10 protein-coding genes and 2 pseudogenes are annotated in these 10,867 nt (G+C 55.6%); 2 read left to right on the forward strand and 10 right to left on the reverse strand.

The genetic code is table 11. From position 1 onward, the window contains the following. Window positions 1-47 precede the first annotated feature (47 nt). The 5 genes and pseudogenes from ftsI to mgrB form a co-directional block, all read right to left on the reverse strand. Window positions 48-1,796 carry a peptidoglycan glycosyltransferase FtsI gene (ftsI, locus tag QLG03_RS01400; protein WP_032428912.1) on the reverse strand — a complete coding sequence of 583 codons (1,749 nt, stop codon included), beginning with the start codon at window positions 1,794-1,796 and terminating at the stop codon, window positions 48-50. A 187-nt stretch (window positions 1,797-1,983) separates the two neighbouring features. Continuing rightward, window positions 1,984-2,193, reverse strand: coding sequence for a transcription antiterminator/RNA stability regulator CspE (cspE, locus tag QLG03_RS01405; RefSeq protein WP_001062678.1), 210 nt, complete (start codon window positions 2,191-2,193; stop codon window positions 1,984-1,986). A gap of 85 nt (window positions 2,194-2,278) precedes the next feature. After that, window positions 2,279-2,350 (reverse strand): annotated as a pseudogene (locus tag QLG03_RS01410) (DUF2627 domain-containing protein); the annotation flags it as partial. Between the two features lie 591 nt (window positions 2,351-2,941). Next, the gene (locus QLG03_RS01415; protein WP_023290222.1) at window positions 2,942-3,232 is read right to left on the reverse strand and encodes a YebO family protein; all 291 of its coding nucleotides are present in this window, start codon (window positions 3,230-3,232) and stop codon (window positions 2,942-2,944) included. A 74-nt stretch (window positions 3,233-3,306) separates the two neighbouring features. Beyond that, window positions 3,307-3,450, reverse strand: a complete 144-nt coding sequence (mgrB, locus tag QLG03_RS01420; protein ID WP_002911375.1) for a PhoP/PhoQ regulator MgrB — start codon at window positions 3,448-3,450, stop codon at window positions 3,307-3,309. Window positions 3,451-3,609: 159 nt separating this feature from the next. Between mgrB and QLG03_RS01425 the strand changes: the two genes are divergently transcribed. Beyond that, a complete protein-coding gene (locus QLG03_RS01425; RefSeq protein ID WP_023290223.1) occupies window positions 3,610-3,849 on the forward strand; it encodes a YobH family protein in 240 nt (79 codons plus the stop codon). Between the two features lie 57 nt (window positions 3,850-3,906). On the opposite strand, the gene kdgR is transcribed toward QLG03_RS01425, so the two are convergent. After that, entirely contained in the window at window positions 3,907-4,698 is a 792-nt protein-coding gene (kdgR, locus tag QLG03_RS01430; RefSeq protein WP_004203369.1) for a DNA-binding transcriptional regulator KdgR, read from the reverse strand. 177 nt (window positions 4,699-4,875) lie between these two features. On the opposite strand from kdgR, the gene QLG03_RS01435 reads away from it, so the two are divergent. Then, window positions 4,876-6,246, forward strand: a complete 1,371-nt coding sequence (locus tag QLG03_RS01435) for an MFS transporter (protein ID WP_044523967.1) — start codon at window positions 4,876-4,878, stop codon at window positions 6,244-6,246. 68 nt (window positions 6,247-6,314) lie between these two features. Here the strand turns inward: QLG03_RS01435 and htpX are convergent, their stop codons facing one another. The 4 genes and pseudogenes from htpX to QLG03_RS01455 all read right to left on the reverse strand — a co-directional run bounded on the left by htpX (window position 6,315) and on the right by QLG03_RS01455 (window position 10,774). Further along, window positions 6,315-7,199 (reverse strand): protease HtpX, encoded by an 885-nt coding sequence (gene htpX, locus QLG03_RS01440; protein WP_023290225.1) that lies wholly within the window; start codon window positions 7,197-7,199, stop codon window positions 6,315-6,317. A 234-nt stretch (window positions 7,200-7,433) separates the two neighbouring features. Next, window positions 7,434-9,482 carry a carboxy terminal-processing peptidase gene (prc, locus tag QLG03_RS01445; protein ID WP_032453364.1) on the reverse strand — a complete coding sequence of 683 codons (2,049 nt, stop codon included), beginning with the start codon at window positions 9,480-9,482 and terminating at the stop codon, window positions 7,434-7,436. Between the two features lie 19 nt (window positions 9,483-9,501). Next, window positions 9,502-10,179, reverse strand: coding sequence for an RNA chaperone ProQ (gene proQ, locus QLG03_RS01450; RefSeq protein ID WP_023290227.1), 678 nt, complete (start codon window positions 10,177-10,179; stop codon window positions 9,502-9,504). A gap of 81 nt (window positions 10,180-10,260) precedes the next feature. Then, window positions 10,261-10,774, reverse strand: a pseudogene (locus QLG03_RS01455) (GAF domain-containing protein). Window positions 10,775-10,867 lie beyond the last annotated feature (93 nt).

The following is a 10,867-nucleotide window of genomic DNA, read 5'->3' on the forward strand; positions in this document are numbered from 1 at the left end:
CGCTGAAAGGGCGAAAGTGTAGCGCTATTCGCCCCTGCAGACCACTGTTACAGCGCCGGCGCCAGCGGGTGGCTGTCGTGCATAACGATCAGATTCTCCGCCCCTTGTGGCATGCCGTCCGGCATGACGTTCTCCAGCCGCAGGACATCGCCCATAATCTGGCTGAATACCGGGGCGGAAACGGCCCCGCCGTAATAGGAGCCATTGCTCGGGTCGTTCATCACTACAACCAGCGCGAACTGCGGACGGCTGGCGGGCGCCACGCCGGCGGTATAGGCGACATATTTGTCGATATATTTGCCGTCCGGACCGATTTTCTTCGCTGTCCCCGTTTTTACCGCCACCCGGTAGTCGCGCACCGCCGCTTTGGTACCGCCCCCGCCCGGGAGCGCCACGCTCTCCATCATATGCTCCACGCTGTGAACAATATTCTCCGGCATTACGCGCGTGCCAATCACCGGCGGGTCGATGCGGGTGATCGACAACGGTCGTTGTATGCCGAAGCCGCCGATGGTGGCGTAAACGTGCGCCAGCTGGAGCGGGGTAACCATCAAACCATAGCCGAAAGCGAAGGTGGCGCGATCCAGTTGCCCCCAGTAACGACGATGCGGCATCAGCCCGGCGCTTTCGCCGGTCAACCCCAACCCCGTCGGCTCGCCGAAGCCGAAAGCCGTATAGGTGTCAATCAGATGCTGCACCGGCATGGCAAGCGAGAGATGCGATACGCCGGTATCGCTGGATTTCTGCAGGATGCCGGTCAGGCTCAGCTCCGGATAATAGCCGACATCGCGGATACGGTGGCCGTCGAGGACAAACGGATGAGTGTCCACGACGCTGTCCGGCTGGACAATCCCCTGCTGCAGCGCGGTCATGATCACCAGCGGTTTGACGGTCGACCCCGGCTCGAAGGTATCGCTGATGGCCCGGTTGCGAAAATCATCCAGCGTTGCGGCATCGCGATTGTTGGGATTGAAGTCCGGATAGCTGGCCATCGCCAGGATCTCGCCGGTATCGATTTTAATCAGCACCGCCGCCCCGGACTCGGCTTTATTCCAGCGAACAGCGTTGTCGAGGGCATCTTCCGTCACCGTCTGCAGGCGCTCATCGATACTCAGCTGCAGATTATGCGCCGGCACAGGCGGTACTTCGGTAATGTTCTCAATCACATTGCCATGTTTATCTTTCCGCACCAGACGTCGCCCGGGTTTACCGGTCAGCTGGGCGTTGAAGCTTTTCTCCACCCCTTCGATGCCCTGATTATCGACATTGGTAAAGCCCAGCAGATTGGCAGCCACATGGCCTGCCGGATAGAAACGCCGCGATTCATCGCGCAGGTAGACGCCTGGCAGATGCAGTTTATCAATCCACGCCGCCTGCTCGGGATTGATCTGCCGCGCCAGATAGAGAAAGCGGGCGTGGGGATGGCTCTGTACCCGCTGGGCCAGTTCCCCGAGGTTGAGATGCAGCGCTTCGGCCATCGCCTGCCAGCGGGGTCCGTAGCCGACGCCGCCCTTCTCCATGGTGGTCTGCGGGTCGATCCAGATTGCGCTGACCGGAACGCTCACCGCCAGCGGTCGTCCTTCCCGGTCGGTGATCATCCCCCGCTCAACCGCAACGGGCTCTTCGCGCAGAGAACGCATATCCTCTTGTTTTACCAGATTATCGGGGGAAATAATCTGCAGCCAGCCCACGCGGGCCAATAGCAGTCCCAGACAACCGAGTATGGCCACGCAGAGTAACCCGAAGCGAATCGGGGTAAAGCTGGCGGCGGACTTCATTTTTTTATTTAGCACCATAGCTCCGGCATTGTTTTGCAACCAACTGATTTAACAGAAAATTAGCAAAACAGACTGCTACACAATGCTAATAAAGTTGAGTATTTGCAACAAGACGCGACGAGAGGGGGAAAAATGACATGCTTTGCAATAAAAACGCAAAAGCCCCGCGCAGGCGAGGCTTTTATACAAGAAGAATGGTCTTGTATCAGATAGCAGTTACGTTAACTGCAGCCGGACCTTTCTGGCCGTCCTGAATTTCGAACTCAACGTTCTGGCCTTCAGCCAGAGTTTTGAAGCCGTTACCCTGGATAGCGGAGAAGTGTACGAACACGTCTTTGCTGCCATCAGCCGGAGTAATGAAACCAAAACCTTTAGACTCGTTGAACCACTTAACTTGACCTTTAATCTTTGCCATTTGCAAAATTCCTTAGACTGTTTTCTTCGCCTGCTGGCGTTTACATAGATAAAACTGACACATAACTGCATGAGGCACTAATTTAAGGTTCGGCAGAGAAGCGGTATTCAACGACAACGTGTTTACTCAGGACTTCTTTACTGAAAATGCCACACATAAACAGAACTGTACCTCGTTTAACCCGAAAGGTGTTATCACACACTACGTAAATAATGGCAAGCCATTTTTAAACGTGTCTCGATCGTTCGCACAAATTATAAGGTAATCCTTTGATCGCCTGCACATTTATGCGTGTTTGTCGCCCCTGGCAAGGCGCTATGGCGTTTATCAATAACGCAAGAGCGCAGCCCGGTAATGGCAACTTTTTTACCATAGCTCAACAACTTCGCTTCGTCCAGGTATGTCCGTATACGAACTGCCAGTATACAGGCGACTGGCGGGCCGTGATGAATATTGATGCGCGAAATTCGTTATAACCCCAGACGAAAAATCGCTAAAGCCACGCCAGTGTAGTGATAATAAAACCTGTTAGTCGTCACGCTAAAAATAGTGCTAATTCTGCACCTTAATAATGAAAAAAAGATGACAGCGTCACGTTATCCAACAATAAACGCGGCGGGGATCACTTTATTTACAGCGTGTAAAAAAGGGGATAGTACATTGAGAAAGGAATAATGGAATAAGAATAAGATATTACCGCCCGCTATCATGCAGGTGCGCATCTTATGATGCACACCTGTCGAGGTACTTAGCGCTCTGCCACCAGGCGGATAAACTCGTCCTCCCCTTTCGCCTTACCGGCGACGGTCGGCTCAGCCACGTCCTCTTTTTCCGGCGCACTGGCTTCGCACAGGCGACGTAGCAGCGCATTCTGCCGCTTTTGCTGATCCAACAGCGCCTGCAGCAGTTCTATCTGCTCATTCGCCCGCGAGCTGGCGCGGTTGACGAAGAACCATAACAACAGACCGACAAGCAGCAGCGCCACAGACACGGCCAGCGATGCCAGATTTAAGATCCCAGGATTTAGTAACTCACTCATTTCACCACCTCAAAGAGAAGGCGTTCATTCTACCACCCGCGGCGCAGAAGGAAATCGGTCGTCAGAAAAATGTCTTACCACGGGATAAATTTGTTGATAGTGCAAATGCCGCTGAAAAACTGAACATCCTGGTCGCACATTACGTTAAGCATCTGAGTCCACAGCAACAGGCAGCCTGCTATGATGACTATCAGTAAAACCCACCGTAATTTTTTCACTCCACTCTCCGCATCAGTACTTTATGTCGCCAGGATAACACGGCCTTCTTAAACCGCGGCTAACTGTAATACGAAAGGCAAGTTTAGGAATCATCGACTTGTTTCAAAACGTGTTCGTGTCAAAATCACGGCAAGGATCTTACAAATAATGAGGCATCAATGCGATTAATCATTCGTACTATTGTCGTAGTGGCTATCTTATGGATTGGCGTATTATTAAGCGGCTACGGGGTATTATTCCACAGTGAAGAAAACGTCGGCGGTCTGGGCCTGAAGTGTCAATACCTCACCGCCCGTGGGGTCAGTACCGCACTTTATGTGCATTCCAATAGCGGCGTGATCGGCGTCAGCAGTTGCCCGCTGCTGCGTAAAAGCGCAACCGTCGTCGATAACGGCTAAGATCGAACCGGCGACCGCGACGATAGCGCCGCGGTCGCCGAATGCTTCAGCGCCGTGTCAGAAGGGGTAGTCGTTATATCCCATCTGCTCAGAAATCTTGCGCGCCGCCTGGTGCAGCATCGCCACATATTCATGCAAACGTTCTTCAGAGAAACGTAAGGTCGGGAAAGAGATACTCAGCCCGGCGATGACCACGCCGAAACGGTCGAATACCGGTACCCCGATGCAGCGCAGCCCCTCTTCCTGCTCTTCGTTATCTTCGCCATACCCCTGCTCGCGAACGCCATCCAGCACCTTCAGCAACTCAGCGGTACTGGTGATGGTCCGCTCGGTGCTGCGTTTATACTCCACGCCGTCAAGGATCTGCTCCACTTCGCTGCGATCGCGCCACGCCAGCAGAACCTTGCCAATCGCGGTGCTGTACAGCGGGTTGCGACGGCCGATACGCGAGTACATCCGCAGGTTATACATTGAATCAATCTTGTGAATGTAAACAATACTGTCTTCATCCAGCGCGCCGAGATGGATAGTCTCTTTCGTCAGGCGGGAGAGTTCCCGCATCTGAATATCGGCGCTGCGCACCAGATCGACGTTCTGCAGCGCGCGCGCGCCCAGCTCGAACAGTTTGAGCGTGAGGGAGTATTTCTCAGACTCTCCCTCCTGCGCCACATAGCCCAGTGATTTCATGGTCTGTAAAAAGCGATAAACGGTGCTTTTCGACATCATGACGCGCTGGGACAGTTCGGTAATGCCAATTTCACGCTCTTCACCCAGCGCCTGCAGGATGCCGAAAACCTTCAATACCGAAGAGACAGAATCTGGCTGTTTATCCAAATCTGCACCTGCCATTTATCACCTCGTCGTAACTGTTTTATAAAATTTAGAACCGGTTTTTATTATAAATTCGCCGCCTCTGCGCCGCAATCATTCTTCTGCCACTTCGTTACAAATCTGCGACATACTGCGGAATAATCAATGCTAAACTCATCATTCAAAAAACCGTTTCATTTAAGACTTATATTCACCATGGATAAAAATTCATCCGATGGCGTGCCGCTGCCGCAACGCTATGGCGCCATTCTGACCATTGTGCTTGGGCTGACCATGGCCGTGCTCGACGGGGCTATCGCTAACGTCGCGCTGCCAACCATCGCCAGCGATCTTAACGCCTCGCCGGCGGCTTCAATCTGGATCGTTAACGCCTACCAAATCGCCATTGTTATCGCCCTGCTGCCGCTCTCTTTCCTCGGCGACATGGTCGGTTATCGCCGTATCTATAAGATAGGCCTGGTGGTGTTTATCTTTACCTCGCTGGCCTGCGCCCTGTCGCGCAGCCTCGAAATGCTGACCTTCGCCCGCGTCGCCCAGGGACTGGGCGGCGCCGCGCTGATGAGCGTAAACACGGCGTTGATCCGCCTGATTTATCCTCAGCGCTTTCTCGGTCGCGGCATGGGTATCAACTCCTTTGTCGTCGCCGTCTCTTCGGCGGCAGGCCCGACGATCGCCGCCGCCATCCTCTCCCTCGCCTCATGGCAATGGCTGTTTTTAATTAACGTGCCTCTCGGCATCGTCGCCTTTGTCCTGGCCATGCGCTTTCTGCCGCCTAACAGCGCGCGCAGCAAAATCGTCCGCTTCGATTTGCCGAGCGCCATCATGAACGCGCTGACCTTCGGGCTGTTGATCACCGCCCTGAGCGGTTTCGCCCAGGGCCAGTCCACGCAGCTGGTGCTGGCGGAGGTCGCCGCTATGCTGGTGGTAGGCTTTTTCTTCGTTCGCCGTCAGCTCACGATGCCCGTCCCGCTGCTGCCGGTCGATCTGCTGCGCATCCCGCTCTTCTCCCTCTCAATCTGCACCTCCATCTGCTCCTTCTGCGCACAGATGCTGGCGATGGTCTCTCTGCCTTTCTTCCTGCAGACGATGATGGGGCGCAGCGAAGTGGAAACCGGCCTGCTGCTGACGCCGTGGCCGCTGGCGACGATGGTGATGGCGCCGCTGGCCGGCTATTTAATCGAGAAATGCCATGCGGGGCTGCTGGGGGCCATTGGGCTGCTGGTTATGGCCTGCGGCCTGTTCGGTCTGGCGCTGCTTCCGGCGTCGCCCACCGATCTGGATATTATCTGGCGTATGGCGCTGTGCGGCGCCGGCTTCGGGCTGTTCCAGTCGCCCAACAACCACACCATTGTCGCCTCGGCCCCGAGCCATCGCAGCGGCGGCGCCAGCGGCATGCTGGGCACCGCTCGCCTGCTCGGCCAGAGCACCGGCGCCGCGCTGGTGGCCCTGCTGTTCAACCTGCTCGGCAACAGCGGCACCCACACCGCCCTGCTGCTGGCCGGCATCCTGGCGACCGTCGCTGCGCTGATTAGCGGTCTGCGCGTCACCCAGCCGCGCGCAGCCTGACGATGAAGGACAAAAAAAATCCGCAGCCTTCGGGCTGCGGATTTTTATTTTCAGCGTCAGATGACGGACTATTTCAGATATTCACCGCTACGCAGGGCTTCAATACGCTTGTCCAGCGGCGGGTGGGTCATAAACAGCTCGCTCATGGATTTCGCTTTACCATTAATGCAGAACGCCATCATGCTGCTGGCTTCCTGCGGCTCATAGCTGGTTTTCAGACGCTGCAGGGCGGCAATCATCTTCTCGCGGCCCACCAGGCGCGCCGAGCCGGCATCAGCATGGAACTCGCGATGACGAGAGAACCACATGGTGATAATGCTGGCCAGAATACCGAACACCAGCTCCAGCACCGTGGCGACGGCGAAGTAGATCAGCGGGTTGCCATTGCTGCTCTCGCCTTCATCTTCCCGGTTACCGCCGAGGAAGCCGGCCGCAATCTGCGCGATAACGCGGGAGATAAAGATAACGAAGGTGTTTACCACCCCCTGGATCAGCGTCATGGTGACCATATCGCCATTGGCGATATGGCTGATTTCATGGGCGATGACCGCTTCCGCTTCATCACGGCTCATGTTTTGCAACAGCCCGGTACTGACGGCGACCAGCGAGGCGTCGCGACGCGCGCCGGTAGCGAAGGCGTTAATGTCAGGGGCGTGATAGATAGCCACCTGCGGCATGGCAATGCCCGCCTGCTGCGCCTGCTGTGCAACGGTGTTCATCAGCCAGCGTTCCGTTTCGTTGCGCGGCTGCTCGATCACTTCCCCACCCACAGACTTCAGCGCCATCCATTTCGACATCATCAGCGAAACGATAGAACCACCGAAGCCGAACAGCAGGGCCATAATCAACAGACCGGTCATGCTGCTGGATTGGATCCCCGTGAGGCTTAACACCAGCCCGAACACGACCATCACTGCCAGGTTCGTCAGCAGGAAAAGCGCGATTCGCATCATAATTTTCTTTTTACCTCAATTTAACAAAACGCACTATGCGATTACCCACATCGTATGGGTCAGGCTGCAATTTTCAACCATCAGCCCCCGCTAAGTCACGATAAAAACACAACTTTACATTTTGTAGCATCTTGCTGACAGCGGCAGAGCAGGTTGACATTTTGTTAGATGAGCTGAATGGCGATGACCAGGCGCCTAAAAAAACGGGCACCTCTCAGGGTGCCCGTTGGCGACTTATTGGCTGGCCGGCGGTTCCACCGCCGGGCGCGCTTTTTCGAGATGCGCCAGGTCTACCGCGATATGGACCGTTTCATCAAGATATGGATCCGGCTCCTGGTAATCCTTCGGCAGATCGTCCAGTTTTTTCAGCGGCGGTTTGCCTTCGCGTTTCAGGCGATCGTTAATCCGCGCCAGACGAATCGCATCATCCTCTTCGTTCTCTTTTTCACGCTGCGCGTAGTTCAGAGAGACGATGTTACGCTTGTCCTTCATCGCGTTATAACGGGCAATATCCTTCATGATGTACTGGAACTCAGGATCCTGGGCAATACGCTCGTCGTGGCGCTTGAGCAGTTCCGGTCCAAACGGGGCGAGGTCCCCGGACTTCACGTAGGTGGCCGCGTTGATGCTATCCCACGGCAGCGCGTTGTCTTCATACTGCTCGCCGGTTTCGCGATCTTCATTTCCGGTTGGCATCATGATATCCGGCGTTACGCCTTTGCGCTGAGTACTGCCGCCGTTAATGCGGTAGAACTTCTGGATGGTGTACTGAACGGAACCTAACGCCGGCCAGTCCGGACGCAGCATCTGATCGTAGATACGATTCAACGAGCGATACTGCTGTACGGTACCTTTACCGAAGGTCGGCTCGCCAACGATCAGCGCGCGGCCATAATCCTGCATTGCGGCGGCAAAGATCTCAGACGCTGAGGCGCTAAAGCGGTCAACCAGCACCACCAGCGGCCCTTTGTAATAGACTACGCCATCGTTATCGCTGTCTTCGCGCACCTTGCCATTGTTATCCCGCACCTGAACCACCGGGCCGGACGGAATAAACAGCCCCGAGAGCGATACCGCTTCGGTCAGCGCCCCGCCGCCGTTGCTGCGCAGATCGATAACCACGCTGCTGACGTTCTGTTTTTCCAGCTTCTGCAGCTGCACTTTCACGTCATCGGTCAGGCCGACGTAAAAGCCCGGGATATCCAGCACGCCGACTTTTTCTTTACCGACGGTTTTCACCGACATCTTCACCGCGCGGTCTTCCAGACGGATGCGTTCGCGGGTCAGGGTGACGATACGCGTCTTGGCCCCTTTGCCGGCCGGCAGGATCTCAAGGCGAACCTTGCTGCCCTTCGGCCCTTTAATCAGCGCCACGACGTCATCCAGACGCCAGCCAATCACATCGACCATCGACTTCCCGGTCTGGCCGACGCCGACAATGCGGTCGCCGACGCTGATCGCTTTGCTCTTCGCAGCCGGACCACCCGCCACCAGCGAATTAATGACCGTGTAGTCATCATCCATCTGCAGCACAGCGCCGATCCCTTCGAGTGAGAGACTCATCTCGGTGTTGAACTGCTCGGTATTGCGCGGCGACAGATAGTTGGTGTGCGGGTCGATTTCGCGGGCGAAGGCGGTCATCGCCAGCGAGAAGACATCTTCGCTGTTGGTTTGCGCCAGACGACGGATAGCGAACTTATAGCGACGGGTTAAGGTGTCGCGGATCTCTTTATCGTCTTTCCCCGCCAGCTTCAGGCTTAACTGGTCAAATTTCACCTTGGCGTCCCACAGCTTGTTCAGCTCGGCCTCGTCTTTCGGCCACGGCGCTTTAGAGCGGTCAAGGTTGAAATTATCGTTGCCGGTAAAGTCCATCGGACGTTCCAGCACCTTCAGCGCATACTGATAGCGCTCGAAGCGGCGCTGCTGCGCCAGGTTGTAGAGGTCATAGAAGACGTCCAGTTTCCCGGTGCGCAGTTCGTCGCCGATTTGGTCTTTTTTCGCCGCGAACTTCGCCACATCGCTGGCCAGCAGCACATTATGGCTGTAATCCAGCAGGTTCAGATAACGGTCAAAAATCTTTGCCGAGAAGGCGTTGTCGAGATCGAACTGACGGTAGTGAGAGCGGGTAAAGCGCGATGTCACGCGCTCGCTCACCGTCGCGTGCTGCGGCTCTTCTTTCAGCACGGGGATTTGATCTGCACGGGTTATTTCATCAACAGCGAACGCATGGCCTGCTATTGCCAGCAGGCCCGCAAGCGCGGTGATTTTAAAAAATGTGTTCATGCCTGGCCCGGCCTCCGTTTCAGAACACCAGGTGTTCTGCGCGTACAATCATTGACATACCAGAAGTCAGCTGTACACGAACGCCATCTTTGGTGATTTCCACAACGGTGGCGTCCATTGCGTTATTGCCTGCTTTTACCTTCAGCGCCTGGCCGACGGTCAGAACGGAAACATCCGATACCGGAGTAAGACGCTCTTCACGCGGAGCTTTGGCTGCAACAGGACGCGGTTTACGCTGTTCAGCACCCTCTTTACGACGCGGCTGCTGAGGACGCGGTTTACGCTCGCGGCGAACGCCTTCATCCGGCTGGCCTGCAGCGGCAGCGGCTTCGCGTTTTTTCGCCTGCTGGGCAGCGCGCTGCGCCTGAACGCGAGCTTTCGCTTCTTCCAGCTGCTGACGCGCATGGGCAATGTGCTGCTCTTCCAGTTCGCCGCACGGGTTGCCGTCCAGGTCAACGCGGATAGCGCCGGCTTTTACGCCGTAGAGATAGCGCCAGCTCGAGGTATAGAGACGTAATGCAGCGCGAAGCTGGGTTTTGCTGAGATTCATCTCACCACCCACTCGCTCAACGAGATCCTGAAAAATTCCGATTTTCAGGGGGCGCGCTTCGCCTTCAGCGCTGAAGCACTGAGGGAAACGTTCGGCCAGAAAGGCGATAACTTCTTTACTGCTATTCAACTTAGGTTGATTTTCCATGAAATTTCCTGATTACAACGGACGTAGCCAACAAGCCGCAGGCATGAACAGGCGACATTATAATGACGTCCTCGCTAAATGCTACGTTATCCGTTGATTATCCCACGACACGGGTAAAGATTTTTTGATAATCAGTGGCCGCGATGAGTTTTTCCAGATGCTCGACCAGCGTGCGCAACCCCTGCTCATCTTCAGCAGTGAAGCGGCCGTAAGCCGGACTGTCGATATCCAGCACGCCGATAATCTGGTCGTTCACGCGCAGGGGGAAGACAATTTCCGAATTACTGGCGGCATCGCAGGCGATGTGGCCGTCAAACGCGTGGACGTCCTCGACGCGCTGCACCTGGGCTTGCGCCACCGCCGCGCCGCATACGCCGCGCCCGACCGGGATCCGCACGCAGGCAAGTTTGCCCTGGAACGGCCCCAGCACCAGGGTATCGCCTTCCAGAAGATAGAAACCGGCCCAGTTGACCTCGCCCAGTCGTTCAAACAGCAGCGCGCTGGTATTGGCGATCATCGCCAGGAAACTGGTTTCACCTGCCATTAATGCCTGGAAATCGCGGTTCAAATCCGCGTAAAATTCTGTTTTGCTCATTATATCTTCACTTGGTTGTCTTACTGCCTGATACGTACAGCCTACTAAAATAAGCATTAAATGCGCTTGGGCTCAAGATGAATTCATTCATAG

Source organism: Klebsiella sp. V115_8, from assembly GCF_029967715.1.
GTDB lineage: Bacteria > Pseudomonadota > Gammaproteobacteria > Enterobacterales > Enterobacteriaceae > Klebsiella > Klebsiella quasipneumoniae.

Excerpts from the sequence above, each read along its gene's own strand:
- htpX (WP_023290225.1), bottom strand. The coding sequence starts at position 7,199 with ATGATGCGAATCGCGCTTTTCCTGCTGACGAACCTGGCAGTGATGGTC.
- kdgR (WP_004203369.1), bottom strand. The coding sequence starts at position 4,698 with ATGGCAGGTGCAGATTTGGATAAACAGCCAGATTCTGTCTCTTCGGTA.
- QLG03_RS01415 (WP_023290222.1), bottom strand. The coding sequence starts at position 3,232 with ATGAGTGAGTTACTAAATCCTGGGATCTTAAATCTGGCATCGCTGGCC.
- cspE (WP_001062678.1), bottom strand. The coding sequence starts at position 2,193 with ATGGCAAAGATTAAAGGTCAAGTTAAGTGGTTCAACGAGTCTAAAGGT.
- prc (WP_032453364.1), bottom strand. The coding sequence starts at position 9,482 with ATGAACACATTTTTTAAAATCACCGCGCTTGCGGGCCTGCTGGCAATA.
- ftsI (WP_032428912.1), bottom strand. The coding sequence starts at position 1,796 with ATGGTGCTAAATAAAAAAATGAAGTCCGCCGCCAGCTTTACCCCGATT.
- QLG03_RS01425 (WP_023290223.1), top strand. The coding sequence starts at position 3,610 with ATGCGATTAATCATTCGTACTATTGTCGTAGTGGCTATCTTATGGATT.
- proQ (WP_023290227.1), bottom strand. The coding sequence starts at position 10,179 with ATGGAAAATCAACCTAAGTTGAATAGCAGTAAAGAAGTTATCGCCTTT.
- QLG03_RS01435 (WP_044523967.1), top strand. The coding sequence starts at position 4,876 with ATGGATAAAAATTCATCCGATGGCGTGCCGCTGCCGCAACGCTATGGC.